The sequence below is a fragment of the Candidatus Blochmannia ocreatus genome, assembly GCF_023585745.1.
Classification (GTDB): domain Bacteria; phylum Pseudomonadota; class Gammaproteobacteria; order Enterobacterales; family Enterobacteriaceae; genus Blochmanniella; species Blochmanniella ocreatus.
In genome coordinates, this window is the sequence record NZ_CP097762.1 from 131,556 (window position 1) to 147,596 (window position 16,041).

Consider the following 16,041-nt stretch of genomic DNA (forward strand, 5'->3'; position numbering starts at 1 on the left):
GCACCATATTACAATAGTTTTATTGTGGAGTATATAAATACTGAAATAACACCATGTTAATAACAGTTGTTTCATATTATTTTAAGGTATTTTACTATTATTTAATTTATATGAAACTATTATAATTAGAATTTTGTTAAGCAAAAATTTAATAAGCCAGTCTATATAAAGAAACCAACAACATGATATGTGGTATAATTATATATTGTGTAATTTAAAAAAGTTTTAATTTATATTTATTTTAAATATGACAATTGGTTATTTTCATATTTTGTGATTTCGGAATCATGCTGCAAAGTTACATCAATACTATCTAGTGTATTAAAATAATACTTATAAAAATTATTAATTTTAAAGAAATATTGTGTTTTTTCCGTGACAATGGTTGTTTCAGATAAATTTATGGTAAAAGTTTGTGCTTTTTGTTTTTTAAATATATCTATAAACAAATTGTTTACTATTATTTCAGATAAAATTATAGGAAATAAATTATTAATAAGACTATTTTTATAAAAAATATCTGAAAAACTTGGCGCTATTATTACTTTAAATCCATAATCTTTAAGCGCCCATACTGCATGTTCTCGTGATGAACCACATCCAAAGTTTTTTTGAGTCAATAAAATACTGGAATTTTTATATATTGGATTATTAAGTATAAAATTAGAATTTAGTGTTTTTCCGATTTTGTCGGTAAACCTCCAATCAAAAAATAAATATCGTCCAAAATTAATACGAGTAATTTCTTGTAAAAATTGTTTTGGAATGATATTATCGGTATCAATATTAGCTATATTAAGTGGTAAAACTACTCCAGTATGTTGCATGGTATACCTAGTAAACATAGTATAGTAGATGTTTTTATGTTATTTTTTTTACAAATTCTCTTATATCTATAAAATGACCAGAAATCGCAGCAGCAGCTGCCATTGTGGGGCTGACTAAATGCGTTAATCCCCCCCGACCTTGACGTCCTTCAAAATTTCGATTACTGGTAGAAGCACAACGTTCCCCTATATTAAGTCGATCGTCATTCATCGCTAAACACATGGAACAACCAGGTGATCGCCATTCGAATCCTGATCGTATAAATATTTTATCTATTCCTTCTTTTTCTGCTTGATTTTTTACTATTTTAGACCCAGGAACTACGAATGCTTGTATATTATTAGAAATATAATGACCTTTAACTATATTTGCTGCCAAACGTAAATCTTCTATACGTGAATTTGTACATGAACCTATAAATACTTTATCAATAGAAACATCAGTTAAATACATATTTGGTTTAAGACGCATATAATTTAACGCGCGTTTAGCAGCATCACGTTCAACAGGATTTATAAATGATTCTAAAGATGGAATAGGCTGATCAATAGATATTACCTGACTTGGATTAGTTCCCCAAGTTATTTGGGGGTTAATTTTAGACACATCAAAATTAAATTTTTTATTAAAAACAGCGTCATTATCAGAATATAAAGTGTTCCAATATAATACAGCTTTATTCCAATCTTCTCCAGACGGAGAAAATTTACGATTTTTTAAATATTGATAAGTAATATGATCTGGAGCTATTAATGCTGAAATAGCTCCCATTTCAATAGCCATATTACAAAGCGTCATACGTTCTTCCATAGTCAAATATTTAATAACATCTCCGCAAAACTCCACTACATGACCAGATGCACCTCCATGACCGATTTTACCAATAATTGCTAAAATTATATCTTTAGCTGTAGTATATTTTGGCACAAAACCAGATAATTTTATTTGCATAGATTTATACTGCATCTGTCGTAAAGTTTGTGTGGCTAATACATGTTCTATTTCTGAAGTACCTATACCAAAAGCTAATGCCCCAAAAGCACCATGAGTAGAAGTATGAGAATCTCCGCATACTATAGTCATACCAGGTAATGTCAAACCTTGTTCTGGTGCTACCACATGCACAATACCTTGATATGGATGATATAAATCGAATAATGTAATTCCGAAATCCTTACAATTTTTTGTAAGTGTGTCTAATTGTATTTTGGCTACTTTGCTAGTATCTAAAAGATTAATAGTGGGAACATTATGATCCATAGTAGCAAAAGTTTTATTAGGTTGTCTCACCAAACGTTTTTTAGATCTTAATGCCTCAAAAGCTTGGGGTGAAGTAACCTCATGCAATAAATGTCGATCAATATATAATATTGGAATATCATTCTTATTATCATATACTATATGTGAATCATATAATTTTTGATATAAAGATTTGCACATATTATTATTTTTCTCGTTTTTTCAGTAATGATGTTATAATATCTCCCATTTCATTAGTACCAATTATATTGGTTTTACAATCTTTTGCAATATCAATTGTCCTATATCCTAATTCTAATGCTTGAAATACTGCATTTTCGATAGCTAATGCAATATAATTTAGTTTTAAACTATATCTAAATAATAATGCTAAGGATAAAATATGTGCTATAGGATTGGCAACATTTTTTCCTGCAATATCTGGCGCAGATCCTCCTGCAGGTTCATATAACCCAAAATTAAATTCATTAATACTAGCGGAAGGTAGCATTCCAATAGATCCGATTAGCATACCGCATTCATCGGATAAAATATCTCCAAATAAATTTGGACACAAAATAACATCAAATTTAGATGGATCTTTAATTAATTGCATGCTAGCGTTATCAACATATAAATGTTCTAATGTTACATCTGGATAATTTTTTGAAATTTCTGATACAATTTCTCTCCAAAAAGTAGAAGTACATAATACATTAGCTTTATCTATAGAAAATAGATGCTTATGTCTTTTTTGGGCTAATTTAAACGCAAATTGTGTAATGCGTTCTATTTCAAAACGATGATAAATTGTTGTATCAAAAGCGTATTCATTTGGGCCTTCCCCGAAGCGTCCTCTAGGTTTACCAAAATAAATACCACCAATTAATTCTCTTATGAATATAATATTAATTCCGCGAGGAATGATTTTAATATCTAAAGGAGATAGTGATCTTAATGTACCTGGTAAGTATGTTGGCCGTAAATTAATAAAGAAATTGAAATATTTTCTTAAAGCTAATAAAGAACCTTGTTCTGGTGTTTTTAATCCCTTTAAATGAGCCCATTGTGGACCACCCACTGCTCCAAGTAATATTGCATCAGATTGTTGGCAACACTTTAAAGTGCTATCAGGTAACGGCGTGCCGGTATGATTAATTGCATCACCACCTACCTTACATTCTGTAGTAATAATATTAATTTTAAATTCATTTTTTATAACTGATAAAATTTTATAAGATTGTCTTGTAATTTCTGGGCCAATGCCATCTCCTGGTAACATGGCAATATGATAATAATTTTTATTCATAAATGTTTATATTTCCATGTTATTTATGATTATATTTTTTAAGAAATTTTTTAATTATTACTTGTTCGGAACGCCAAATATTATTTAATACATTAATTATAGCGGTTACAGAAGATTCAATCACATCTGCCGATAATGCTGTTCCATGAAAATTACGATCTTTGTATGATACGATAATATCTACTTGTCCTAATGTATTAGGATTATGTCCTTTAGCTCTAATTTGGTATTTTTCTAGATTAATAGGTACTTTGGTGATATAAATTAACGCCGAATAAATCGCAGCTATAGGACCATTTCCATTAGCTGAATAAGTACATATTTTTTTACCGCAATATAATTGTATTGAAGCAGTAGCGATACCAGCAGAATTAGAAGTTACATAAAAATTTTTTAATTTAAAAAATTCTACATATTTTTTTTGAGTAGTAATAAATGCTAATGATTCTAAATCATAATCAAATACTTGACCTTTTTTATCTGCCAATTCTAAAAAATCTTTATATAATTTATCCATATCATAATCATTATTTTGATAACCCATTTCTTTCATATGATATTTCACAGCTGCTCTTCCAGATCTAGATGTAAGATTCAATTTGACCTCTTTTACTCCAACATTTTCTGGTTTTAGAATTTCATAATTTTTTCTATTTTTCAATACTCCGTCTTGATGAATCCCAGAAGAATGGGAAAATGCATTTTCTCCAACTATTGCTTTATTAGTAGGAATAGGTAAATTACATAATTTACTAACTATTTGACTAGTTCTGTAAATTTCCTTATGTTTAATATCCGTATATACATTTAAAATATCATTTTTTATTTTAATCGCCATAACGATCTCTTCTAAAGCAGCATTTCCTGCGCGTTCTCCAATACCATTAATGGTGCCTTCAATTTGACGAGCTCCTGATTGTATAGCAGTAATTGAATTGCCAACTGCCATACCTAAATCATCATGACAATGTACCGAAATTACTGCTTTATCAATAATAGGAACACGATTACATAAAGATGTAATAATTTTTCCAAATTGATATGGCGTTGTGTAACCTACTGTATCAGGAATATTAATTGTATTAGCTCCAGATTTAATTGCAATTTCAACAATACGGCATAAGTTATCTATATTGGTGCGTCCAGCATCTTCACAAGAAAATTCTATATTGTCGGTATATTTTCTTGCGTACCGTATTGCATGTGTAGTCATTTCTATAATTTGATCAAAATTTTTTTTTAATTTAGATTGTAAATGTATTTCTGAAGTCGGTAGAAATATATGAATTCGAAAATTATCTGCCAAATGTAATGCTGCTGCTGCAATATCAATATCTTTTTCAGTGCATCTAGCTAAAGCACATACCAAACTATTTTTTATTTTTTGAGCAATTGTATGTACTGATTTAAAATCTCCTGGAGAAGAGACTGGAAACCCTACCTCCATTACATCTACTCCTAATCGTTCTAAAGCAAAAGCAATTTGTAGTTTTTCTTTAACGCCTAAGCTAGTTTGTAAAGCTTGTTCACCATCTCTTAAAGTTGTATCAAAAATAATTATTTTTTGATTCATAACGCATCCATATTTTATAAATTATAGCGCAAAACATACGTATATAATGTATATTTATTATTGTTAATATTTACTGTTAATTAGTAACACTATAGAATTAAATATAATTTATTATAGTAAATTTATTAAATATTATTAATTATGAATGTTATGGTTTCGGTTTTATTAAAAATATTGTAATGTATTTAAAATTAAATTTTTTATATTTAGTTATATTAAATAATTAATAACTGGTGTTATAAGAAATTATTACCATTATTAGTATATAAAACAGTAAATATATCACAATTTTATATATTTTTATAGACATAGTCTATGATGAAATATACACTATTATATAATAAGTATTTTATTAAAAAAATAACTAAATCAATGTATTAACTGTAATACAATTTAGTAAGAGACTATGTGTGTTATATATGTATAATGAGCATGATAGTGTATTATTAAATGAATCTATACAAGCATTAAATATCAAATCTACTGGAATATATATAGATGGCACTTTTGGTGCCGGTGGACATTCCAAATTAATACTATCTAAATTAACTAGATCAGGACATTTATTTGGAATGGATAGAGATTGGTTATCTATAAAAATTGGAAAAAATATTGCAGAACAGGATAAAAGATTTACTATTATACATAGTGAATTTTCTAAAATATATCAACATATTAAACATATGGGATTGATTGGTGTTATAGACGGAATTTTATTAGATCTAGGGATAAGTGCACTACAACTAAACGATAGTAGTAGAGGATTCTCATTTATGAGAGATGGATTATTAGATATGCGTATGGATATTAACACAGGAATATCCGCCGCTAAATGGTTAGCAAAGGCGTCGCAAAAAGAAATTTCTACAGTATTAAAAATGTTTGGAGAGGAACGATTCGCTAATAATATTTCTAAAGTAATAGTTAAATACAGAACGCACAAGCCTATAGTAAATTCTGTAGTTTTGTCTAAGTTAATTTGTGATAATATCCCACATTATAGTGCTCACAAGCATCCTGCTACTAAAAGTTTTTTAGCAATCAGAATATATATCAATAATGAATTAGAAGAAATAATGAAAATATTAAATGATGCATTAAATATTTTATCTCCTAAAGGAAGATTAGTGGTAATTAGTTTTAATTCACTTGAAGATCGTCTGGTCAAACATTTTATTCGTAAACATAGTAGTGAAGTTTCTATACCTCATAAGTTACCTTTAACACAGTGTCAAATTTTGAATATTTTTTACAATAAACATCAATTAAAAAATATGGGTAAATTAATACCTAAAAAACAAGAAATTAAAAATAATATACGTGCTCGTAGCGCGATATTACGTTACGCAGAAAAATTAATTCTTTAAATATTATGAAAACAGCAAAATATAATCTTGTCAGTATTATCTATCAAGATATTAGATATTTTGGAGTATTGCAAATTTTTTTACTATTATCAGTGTTAATAACAGCAATGTTAGTGGTCTTAGTCACTTATAAAACTAGATGTTTAATTATGCATAGGGAAGCACTATTCTTAAAAAAAGAAAATTTAGATACTGAATGGCGGAATTTAATTCTTGAAGAGAAGATATTGTCACATCAGAGACGTATTGAACGTATAGCTACAGATACGTTGGGTATGTGCTATGTAAAATCAATGCAAAATAATATATTAAATTAATATATATTATTTTAATTTTTAATGTAAATAATTATAATTATATAATTATATTATATGAAAATTGTATATTATTGTTTTCAAATAATTTCAATTAAAAAACGTTTTAATTTATTGTATAACTTCATGTTTTTTATATTAATTATTTTATTTGCACGATTAACTTATTTACAAGTTGTTCAGTCTAAAAAATTAATTAAAGAAGGAAATATACGTTCTTTGCGTATACAAAGTATACCAATAACCCGAGGCTTAATCACTGATCGTATGGGTCGTTTACTAGCTATTAGTATACCAGCATATTCTGTTTGTGTAGACCCACAAGAAGTAATAAAATATGGTGGAGTTTCTAAAAATATACACGATTGGACAAAATTATCTACAATATTATCAATACCACTCAATAAATTAGTTTCTTTAATTTCTCAGAATAATACGGGACATTTTTTTTATTTAGCAAGACAAGTGGATTCTTCAATTTATCAATGTATAAATCAACTTAAATTGCCAGGAGTATATTTACAAAAAGAATCGAAAAGATATTATCCATCTGGACACATTACTGCGCATCTAATAGGGATAACAAACATAGATAATAAGGGCATTGAAGGTGTTGAAAAAAGTTTTGATGCTTACTTATCAGGTAAGCCAGGAACACGAATAATACGTAAAGATAAATATGGTAGAATAGTTGAAGAAGTTGTCGTGAAAACTAGTCAAAATCCTAAAAATATTGTACTCAGTATTGATGAACATATACAGTACGTAGCATTTAATGAATTAAATAATGCTATATATAATAATAAAGCGGAATCTGGAAGTTTAGTGCTTATAGATATCAATACTGGTGAAATTTTAGCTATGGTAAACAGTCCATCTTATAACCCTAATGATTTATCCACTGCTACTCAACATATTATGCGTAACCGAGCTATTACTGATGTATTTGAACCGGGTTCAACGGTAAAACCTATAGTTATTATGGCTGCTTTACAACATAAAATAATTAAGGAAAATACTGTAATTAATACCGCTCCTTACATATTAGATGGTTATCGAATTAAAGATGTTGTATATCATGATCAATTAACTGTTCAAGAAATATTGCAAAAATCTAGTAATGTTGGTGTGTCTAGATTAGCACTTGCTATGCCTGAAACAACTTTAATAAAAATATATGCTAATTTTGGAATGGGTAAAGCTACAAATATAGGTTTAGTAGGAGAAAGCAGAGGAATATACCCAATATATAATAGATATATGTCAAATATAGAACGTGCTACATTTTCTTATGGATATGGATTAATGATCACACCATTACAATTAGCTAAGGTTTATGCTACTATAGGTGGCATGGGGATACCTAAACCATTGTCTATTGTACGAATTAATTCTGTTTCTATGAAACAGAGTTCGGAAAAGCCTGTATTTCCAAAAGCTTTGGTACGTACTGTTATAGATATGATGGAGAGTATATCCGCTCCTGGTAATAGTGGGCATAAAGCAGCAATTAGAGGATATCGAGTTGCGGTAAAAACTGGTACTGTTAAAAAAGTTGGATCGGAAGGTAAATATATTAATCAATATGTTGCATATACCGTTGGAATAGCTCCGGCAAGCGACCCTAGATTTGCTTTAGTAGTTGTAATAAATAAACCTAAAAATGGTCATTATTATGGCGGTACAGTATCTGCTCCAGTATTTAGTGCAGTTATGGGTAAAACATTAAAAATTATGAATGTAGCTCCAGATACTTCACAATAATATGTGAATTGTCTTACTATAAAATAGTAAATGTTTTTATTTTTAAATAAACTAATTAATTATGTCATATTTTTCTGAAAACTTTATTAATTATGCATTTACTGGTATACAATTGGATAGTCGTAATGTTTTACCAGGAAATTTATTTATAGCAGTTAAAGGTGATAAAACTGATGGGACTTTATATATTGATTGTGCAATTAATAAGGGTGCTCCGGTAATTTTATCAGAATCATTTAATATCATAAATAAAACAATTAATTTTAAATCTAATTCAATTCCTATAATTAATGTTACTCAGTTACGCAAATATATATCTAATATAGCAGGAAATTTCTATCGTCATCCATCCCGATCTTTAAACGTAATTGGTGTAACTGGCACTAATGGAAAAACTACTACAACATATTTATTAGCTGATTGGATGAGATTGTTAGGTGAAAAAACTGCTATTATGGGTACATTAGGTAATGGAACATTAGATAATATATTACCATCTTATAATACAACATGTTCTGCGGTTGATGTGCAAAAAATATTAGCAAAATTTGTTAAAAATAATATTAAATCTGTTGCTATGGAAATATCTTCACACGGTTTAACACAATATCGTGTAGATGATTTGTATTTTAAAGCTGCAGTCTTTACAAATATTAGCCATGATCATTTAGATTATCATAATGATATTAGCCAATATTCATTGGCTAAATGGCGTTTATTTAGTGAATTACGTGTGGAAAAATATATTATTAATGCTGATGATAGTTTTGGATGTCATTGGTTACATTATCTACCTCAAGCAGTTGCAATAACTATAAAAAATAAATTACCAGATTTTTGGGAAGGTAAATGGATAAGTGTAAAAAAAATATTTTATCATATAGCTAGTACAGAAATACTGTTCCAGTCTAGTTGGGGAACAGGAATACTTCACAGTAAATTGTTAGGAGAATTTAATGTAAGTAATTTATTATTAGCTTTAGGTACATTATTAATGTTAGGCTATCCTTTAGCTTTATTAATAAATACATCATTTCATTTAAAACCTGTATGTGGTAGAATGGAGATGTTTTATTCTGATAAATATCCAATGGTAATAGTTGATTACGCACATACTCCTGATGCATTAAGAAAAATATTAATTGCAATACGAAAATATCATTGTCGTAAAAAATTATGGTGTGTATTTGGATGTGGTGGTGACAGAGATCATGACAAACGAGCTAAAATGGGATACATAGCGCAGATTTACGCTGATAGTGTAATTATTACTAATGACAATCCAAGAACCGAAGATCCAGAATCTATAATACATGATATCTTACATCATGTAAGATATTCTAAAAAAAATAAAATCATTACAAATAGGAAACTGGCGGTAGAAACAACCATTAAAACTGCACATCCCAATGATATAATTTTAATTGCCGGGAAAGGTCACGAAACATATCAAATTATTGGCAATAATCATCTGAAATATTCTGATAGAAATGTAGTCAAAAAAATTTTAAAAAAATAAATGTGATGATTCCATTTAATTTACATGAGATAGCACCAATTCTAAATGCTAGACATATCGGTAAAGATTTGTTTATTCATGCAATAACTATTGATTCTAATATTATTTATAAGAGGTGTATGTTTATTGCATTAATAGGAAAACGGTTCAATGGTCATGATTTTGTAGCCCAAGCTGTTGCTTTTGGGGCACAAGCATTATTAGTAAATTATCCTATAATTTTATTAGAAAATGTGCCACAATTAATTGTTGCTGATACTAATATTGCCCTAATAACTTTAGCCAGTTGGGTTCGGAAACAAACATCTACTAAAATTATTGCTATTACTGGGTCTAGCGGTAAAACATCGGTAAAAGAGATGACTCATTGTATATTAACACAATGTGGACATACAATAGCAACACAAGGCAATCTTAATAATTCTATTGGAGTACCAATAACCTTACTGCGTTTAACTAAACAACATAATTTTGCCATCATTGAACTGGGTTCCAGCCAGATAGGCGAATTATCTCCATTAAGTAAAATACTTTTCGCAAAAGCTGCACTAATAAATAATATTTATCCATCACATTTATTAGGTTTCGGATCATTAATAGCATTAGGTCGAGAAAAAGGAAAAATTTTTCTTGCCTTAAAGCCATCTGGACGGGGTATTATAAACGCTGATAGCCATATGCTATCATTATGGACCAAAATTTTAGATAAAAAATCTACATGGAATTTTTCTATCAACGATAAAATAGGTGCAGATTTTTTTGCGAGCAATATTGTTTTTGAACAACGTGGAATACGGTTTGTGTTACACACCCCTGATGGTGTAGCAACACTATGTTTACCAATGCTCGGTAAACATAGTGTTGCTAATGCTTTAGCAGCCAGTGCTCTCGCATTTTCTGTAGGAGCTAGTTTAGCAGAAGTAGTGTTAGGGTTGGAGAGCTCAAAAACATTGCCTGGTAGATTATTTCCCATTGTGCTTGGTGACAACAAATTATTATTAGATGATACTTATAACGCTAATGTTGGCTCTGTTATTTCTGCTATTAATGTGCTAACAACAATGCCAGGATATCGAATTTTAGTAATGAGTGATATGTTAGAATTAGGAAAATATCAGGAAATAAAATATCATTGTTATATTGGCAAAATACTTGCAAAATCAAATATTGATGTAATTTTTACTTTTGGTAATATAAGCCATCTTATTTCTAAGATAAGCGGTAGAGGAAAACATTTTGACAATAAAAAACATTTAATTATTGAAATAAAAAGAATATTAAGTAAACATCAAAAAATGAATATTTTAATAAAAGGATCACGCAAATTTAAAATGGAAAAAATCGTGGACGCTATTCAGGACAAATAATTATGCTATTTTGGTTATTTGAAAATATTTTCATATCTTTTTCATTAGATTTACACACTACCTATAGTATATTAATTAGATCAATTATTAGTTTTTTTTCAGCATTGTTATTGTCCTTAAGTATAGGAAAATATTTAATTATACGATTACATAATTTATGTTTTTATCAAATAATACGTTGTGATGGACCTAAATCTCATATAAAAAAACAGAATATCCCAACTATGGGGGGTATTATAATATTGTTTGCTATTATTGTATCTATAATGTTATGGTCTAATCTATCTAATCTTTATGTATGGTATGTATTATTTATCTTAACAACATACGGTTTTTTAGGATTTGTTGATGATTATTTAAAAATAAAAAGGAAAAATACTGTGGGTTTACAACCACGTTACAAATATTTTTGGCAAACATTAATTGCTCTAACATTAATTTTCGTTATGTTTTTAACAGATACAAGTATAATACCTACACAAATAGTAATACCATTACTAAAAAATTGTGAATTAAAATTATGTTTTTTTTTAGCTATAATATTTGCATATTTTGCAATTGTTGGATCAAGTAACGCGGTTAATTTATCTGATGGATTAGATGGATTAGTTATTGTTCCAATTATATTTATTACCACTGGATTCTCTATAATTGCTTATATCACAAGCAATATAAATTTTTCTAATTTTTTACATATTCCATACTTACATTGTGCTAGAGAACTAATAATTGTATGTACTTCTATTATTGGTGCAAGTTTAGGATTTTTATGGTTTAATGCATATCCAGCTCGAGTGTTTATGGGAGATGTAGGTTCGTTATCACTTGGAGGAACACTTGGAGCGATTTCAGTTTTGCTAAGGCAGGAACTTTTATTGTTGATAATGGGGGGTCTATTTGTTATAGAAACTATATCTGTAGTATTACAGATAAGTTTTTTTAAATTATTTAAAATCAGAATATTCAAAATGGCACCAATTCATCATCATTTCGAACTTATACACTGCCCAGAACCTAGAATTGTAGTGAGATACTGGATTATATCAGTGATATTAATGTTATTAGGATTAATAATATTGCTAATAAACAGATGGTAATTAAATGAATATTTACCGTAGATCAAAAGTAGTGATTATTGGATTAGGAATAACTGGTATATCTTGTGTAAATTTTTTTTTGTCACGCGGAGTAGTTCCTAAAGTGATGGATACCCGTATATCCCCACCAGGTATCAATAAACTTCCTTGTTTTATTCAACATTGTGTAGGAAAACTTAATGAAACATGGGTATTAAATGCTACATTAATTGTAATTAGTCCTGGAGTATATTTGTATCACCCTACTTTAATATTAGCTAAAAAATTAGGTATAGAAATTATTGGTGATATCGAATTATTTGCTCGAGAAGCATGTGCTCCGATAATAGCAATTACTGGATCTAATGGAAAAAGCACAGTTACCCAATTAATTTCTAAAATGGCTAGAAGTATGGGATTAAACATTGGATTGGGTGGTAATATAGGTATTCCAGCGTTATCATTATTACATAAAGCATATCAATTATATATATTAGAAATTTCCAGTTTTCAATTAGAATTAACACATAGTTTGCGCGCGACAATTGCTGTAATTTTAAATATTAGTGAAGATCATATAGACCATTACCCTTATGGATTTAAACAATATTATTTATCTAAACAAAAAATTTATAAAAATGCATCTATTTGTGTAATAAATGCTCTAGATATTTTAACGACACCTATATATCACGATTATAATTATTGTATAAGTTTTGGAGAAAAAGAATATTCTGCAGATTATTATATAAAAAATTATAAAGGTTACGATTGGATTGTATCAAATGAACAATATATTTTAAATTGTTCTGTTATGAAAACCCACAACCGTATTAACTATGTAAATGCATTAGCAGCATTAGCATTATCAGATATAATAAATATTCCTCGATATATTGCATTAAAGGTGTTAAGTCAATTCTCTGGTTTGACTCATCGTTGTCAATTATCATATAAAAATCGTGGGGTTAGTTGGATTAATGACTCTAAAGCTACTAATGTTGGTGCTACTAAAGAAGCGATTAATAATTTGGCTATATTTGGAACATTACATTTAATATTAGGAGGAGATAGCAAATCCGCTAATTTTGCTACATTAGCATATTTAATTAAACAACATGAAATAAATATTTATTGTTTTGGAAAAGATGGTTTATTGCTGACAGAATTAGGAAAAAATCATGTTTTTTACACAAACACTATGCTGCAAGCGTTGTGTATTGTTAGACGACGATTAAAAAATAAAGATATAGTGTTACTATCACCGGCATGTTCTAGTTTAGACCAATTTCCATCGTATAAAGCACGTGGCGCTATATTTACTAATTTTGCAAAAAAATTTGGATAATGCACGTTTTTAAAAAATTTAAATATAAATTACTAAACTTATATGAAAAACAATCATCAAATACTAATGTATTGTATGATCGCATGTTTTTTTGGGTAGTATTGGGTTTAATGTGTATAGGTTTTATTATTATTAGCTCTGGATCAATACCTATTTCTTTAAGATTAGTAGAAAACCCATATTATTTCATAAAACATATGGTTTTTTACCATATAATAACAATATTATTTGCTATTTTTACTTTGAAAATACCTATAATTACTTGGAAAAAATATAGTTTTATTATGTTTTTGTGTAGTTGCATAGCACTAATACTAGTATTAGTGCTAAATAATTCTACACATGGTGCTACGCGTTGGATAATTTTAGGTCCTTTATGCATTCAGCCTGCAGAACCCTCAAAATTATTGTTTATTTGTTATTTATCTAGATATTTGGCAAATCAACCAAATGTATTATGTAATAATTATGTTGGAATATGCAGACCTATAATAATAATGATATTATTATCTATATTATTATTAGCACAACCTGATTTTGGTAGTGTTGTTATTGTTTTTATGACTACTTTATCCATATTATTTTTATTTGGAGCTAAGTTATGTCAATTAATACTTATTTTTATTATTAATATCTTTTTAATGATATTATCTATCACAACCAGTACGTATCGTATAAATCGTGTACTTGCTTTTTGGAACCCATGGAAAGATCCATTCGGTCATGGTTATCAATTGACACAATCCTTAATAGCTTTTGGTCGCGGTAAATTTTTTGGAGAAGGATTAGGTAATTCTATATTAAAATTAGAATATCTACCAGAAGCGCATACAGATTTTATTTTTTCTATTATTGCAGAAGAGTTAGGATATTTTGGTGCTATATTAGTAATATTTATGTTATTCATAGTTGTATTTCGATCTATGACAATTGGATATAATGCTCTCGCTATTAATCATAAATTTTCAGGAATTTTAGCTTGTTCTATAAGTATTTGGTTTGGATTACAAGTATTTATTAATATTGGTGCAGTGAGCGGTATATTACCAACTAAAGGACTTACTCTGCCATTTATTAGTTATGGAGGATCTAGTTTTTTTACCACTATAATTGCTAGTATGTTAATATTGAGGATAGATTTTGAAACACGTTTAGCTAAAAATCAAGTATTCTTTAAATTTAAAAAATGATGAGTCAAAGAAAAACAATCATGATTGCAGCTGGAGGCAGTGGAGGTCATATATACCCAGGCTTATCGGTTGCTCATTACTTAATAAGCTGTGGCTATAAGATTATTTGGGTGGGCTCGCCAAATCGTATTGAATCTACATTAGTTCCAAAAAACAAAATCAATATTAAATTTATCCGAGTAAAACCATGGTATGGTGAAAAAATTTATGTAAAATGTGTGATGCCTATATTTATTCTATCAGGAATTTATCAAGCACAAAAAGTTATAAAAAATTGTAAACCTGATATAGTACTAGGTATGGGAGGGTATGTATCCGGACCAGTGGGATTAGCGGCATGGATGTCTGGTATTCCATTGATAATACATGAACAAAATAAAATTATTGGGTTAACTAACAAATATTTGTCAGTATTTGCTAAACAAGTGCTGTGCGGATTCCCTAATACTTTTGCTAAGGCCAAATTCGTCGGCAATCCAATAAGAAATACAATATTATGTGTCTCTCATCCATCTATACGATGGAAAAATCGTACTGGTCCAATACGCGTGTTAGTAATTGGAGGAAGCCAAGGTTCTCATATTTTAAATAAAATACTGCCTAATATAGCAGCACAATTAACTAATAAACTAATTGTATGGCATCAAGCAGGAGAAAAAGAGCTAAAACAAGTGATAAATGCTTACAAAGCAATATGCTATAATAGTTGTTCACGTCATAAGATAGTAAAATTTATTGATAATATAGCCCAAGCATATTCTTGGGCAGATATATTAATATCGCGTTCTGGGGCTCTAACAGTGAGTGAGGTATCGGTAGTAGGATTACCTGCAATCTTTGTGCCATTTGCAAGCCACAAAGATTATCAACAATATTGGAATGCTGTACCTTTAGTACAAATAGGCGCAGCTAAAATTATTGAAGAAAAATACTTTACTAGTGATTATGTAAGTGCGGTATTAATATCTTGGAATCGAAAAATACTATATAACATGGCAAAACGTGCTAGAAGTATCGCCATACCTAATGCTACTAAAAGAGTATCTCAAATTATAATTAAATATTTATAAAATAAATAATTCTTTGTATTTTAAATAATATTAAAAATTGTTTCATTCTATGAATGTGTTGTCTACATGTATATCCT

General features: G+C 28.7%; 13 protein-coding genes. 9 read left to right on the plus strand and 4 right to left on the minus strand.

The window, feature by feature from the left end; all coding sequences use genetic code 11:
- Nucleotides 1-236: 236 nt before the first annotated feature.
- From leuD to leuA, 4 genes are read right to left on the minus strand one after another with little or no spacing between them, the layout of a single operon-like run.
- Nucleotides 237-827: a 3-isopropylmalate dehydratase small subunit gene (gene leuD, locus M9405_RS00550; RefSeq protein ID WP_423775040.1), complete on the minus strand. Its 591-nt coding sequence runs from the start codon at nucleotides 825-827 to the stop codon at nucleotides 237-239.
- 34 nt (nucleotides 828-861) lie between these two features.
- Nucleotides 862-2,268, minus strand: a complete 1,407-nt coding sequence (gene leuC, locus M9405_RS00555) for a 3-isopropylmalate dehydratase large subunit (RefSeq protein ID WP_250223345.1) — start codon at nucleotides 2,266-2,268, stop codon at nucleotides 862-864.
- Between the two features lie 4 nt (nucleotides 2,269-2,272).
- Nucleotides 2,273-3,376 carry a 3-isopropylmalate dehydrogenase gene (leuB, locus tag M9405_RS00560; RefSeq protein ID WP_250223346.1) on the minus strand — a complete coding sequence of 368 codons (1,104 nt, stop codon included), beginning with the start codon at nucleotides 3,374-3,376 and terminating at the stop codon, nucleotides 2,273-2,275.
- 19 nt (nucleotides 3,377-3,395) lie between these two features.
- Entirely contained in the window at nucleotides 3,396-4,949 is a 1,554-nt protein-coding gene (leuA, locus tag M9405_RS00565; protein ID WP_250223347.1) for a 2-isopropylmalate synthase, read from the minus strand.
- 419 nt (nucleotides 4,950-5,368) lie between these two features.
- Between leuA and rsmH the strand changes: the two genes are divergently transcribed.
- From rsmH to murG, 9 genes are all read left to right on the plus strand, one after another.
- Nucleotides 5,369-6,316 carry a 16S rRNA (cytosine(1402)-N(4))-methyltransferase RsmH gene (gene rsmH, locus M9405_RS00570; RefSeq protein ID WP_250223348.1) on the plus strand — a complete coding sequence of 316 codons (948 nt, stop codon included), beginning with the start codon at nucleotides 5,369-5,371 and terminating at the stop codon, nucleotides 6,314-6,316.
- 5 nt (nucleotides 6,317-6,321) lie between these two features.
- Nucleotides 6,322-6,633 carry a cell division protein FtsL gene (gene ftsL, locus M9405_RS00575; protein WP_250223349.1) on the plus strand — a complete coding sequence of 104 codons (312 nt, stop codon included), beginning with the start codon at nucleotides 6,322-6,324 and terminating at the stop codon, nucleotides 6,631-6,633.
- A 54-nt stretch (nucleotides 6,634-6,687) separates the two neighbouring features.
- Nucleotides 6,688-8,394: a peptidoglycan glycosyltransferase FtsI gene (gene ftsI, locus M9405_RS00580; protein ID WP_284345873.1), complete on the plus strand. Its 1,707-nt coding sequence runs from the start codon at nucleotides 6,688-6,690 to the stop codon at nucleotides 8,392-8,394.
- 61 nt (nucleotides 8,395-8,455) lie between these two features.
- The gene (gene murE / locus M9405_RS00585) at nucleotides 8,456-9,913 is read left to right on the plus strand and encodes a UDP-N-acetylmuramoyl-L-alanyl-D-glutamate--2,6-diaminopimelate ligase (RefSeq protein ID WP_250223351.1); all 1,458 of its coding nucleotides are present in this window, start codon (nucleotides 8,456-8,458) and stop codon (nucleotides 9,911-9,913) included.
- A 5-nt stretch (nucleotides 9,914-9,918) separates the two neighbouring features.
- Complete coding sequence (murF, locus tag M9405_RS00590; RefSeq protein WP_250223538.1) at nucleotides 9,919-11,280, plus strand: UDP-N-acetylmuramoyl-tripeptide--D-alanyl-D-alanine ligase; 1,362 nt, start codon at nucleotides 9,919-9,921, stop codon at nucleotides 11,278-11,280.
- A gap of 2 nt (nucleotides 11,281-11,282) precedes the next feature.
- Nucleotides 11,283-12,377: a phospho-N-acetylmuramoyl-pentapeptide-transferase gene (gene mraY, locus M9405_RS00595; RefSeq protein ID WP_250223352.1), complete on the plus strand. Its 1,095-nt coding sequence runs from the start codon at nucleotides 11,283-11,285 to the stop codon at nucleotides 12,375-12,377.
- 4 nt (nucleotides 12,378-12,381) lie between these two features.
- Nucleotides 12,382-13,704 (plus strand): UDP-N-acetylmuramoyl-L-alanine--D-glutamate ligase, encoded by a 1,323-nt coding sequence (gene murD, locus M9405_RS00600; RefSeq protein WP_250223353.1) that lies wholly within the window; start codon nucleotides 12,382-12,384, stop codon nucleotides 13,702-13,704.
- Nucleotides 13,704-14,894, plus strand: a complete 1,191-nt coding sequence (gene ftsW / locus M9405_RS00605) for a cell division protein FtsW (RefSeq protein ID WP_250223354.1) — start codon at nucleotides 13,704-13,706, stop codon at nucleotides 14,892-14,894. The genes murD and ftsW overlap by 1 nt, the downstream gene beginning before the upstream one ends.
- Nucleotides 14,894-15,964, plus strand: a complete 1,071-nt coding sequence (gene murG / locus M9405_RS00610; protein WP_250223539.1) for an undecaprenyldiphospho-muramoylpentapeptide beta-N-acetylglucosaminyltransferase — start codon at nucleotides 14,894-14,896, stop codon at nucleotides 15,962-15,964. Before ftsW ends, murG begins: the two co-directional genes overlap by 1 nt.
- Nucleotides 15,965-16,041 lie beyond the last annotated feature (77 nt).

Coding starts and splice junctions, on each gene's coding strand:
- ftsL (WP_250223349.1), top strand. CDS start 6,322: ATGAAAACAGCAAAATATAATCTTGTCAGTATTATCTATCAAGATATT.
- leuC (WP_250223345.1), bottom strand. CDS start 2,268: ATGTGCAAATCTTTATATCAAAAATTATATGATTCACATATAGTATAT.
- leuB (WP_250223346.1), bottom strand. CDS start 3,376: ATGAATAAAAATTATTATCATATTGCCATGTTACCAGGAGATGGCATT.
- leuA (WP_250223347.1), bottom strand. CDS start 4,949: ATGAATCAAAAAATAATTATTTTTGATACAACTTTAAGAGATGGTGAA.
- murG (WP_250223539.1), top strand. CDS start 14,894: ATGAGTCAAAGAAAAACAATCATGATTGCAGCTGGAGGCAGTGGAGGT.
- ftsI (WP_284345873.1), top strand. CDS start 6,688: ATGAAAATTGTATATTATTGTTTTCAAATAATTTCAATTAAAAAACGT.
- murE (WP_250223351.1), top strand. CDS start 8,456: ATGTCATATTTTTCTGAAAACTTTATTAATTATGCATTTACTGGTATA.
- ftsW (WP_250223354.1), top strand. CDS start 13,704: ATGCACGTTTTTAAAAAATTTAAATATAAATTACTAAACTTATATGAA.
- mraY (WP_250223352.1), top strand. CDS start 11,283: ATGCTATTTTGGTTATTTGAAAATATTTTCATATCTTTTTCATTAGAT.
- leuD (WP_423775040.1), bottom strand. CDS start 827: ATGCAACATACTGGAGTAGTTTTACCACTTAATATAGCTAATATTGAT.
- murF (WP_250223538.1), top strand. CDS start 9,919: ATGATTCCATTTAATTTACATGAGATAGCACCAATTCTAAATGCTAGA.
- murD (WP_250223353.1), top strand. CDS start 12,382: ATGAATATTTACCGTAGATCAAAAGTAGTGATTATTGGATTAGGAATA.
- rsmH (WP_250223348.1), top strand. CDS start 5,369: ATGTATAATGAGCATGATAGTGTATTATTAAATGAATCTATACAAGCA.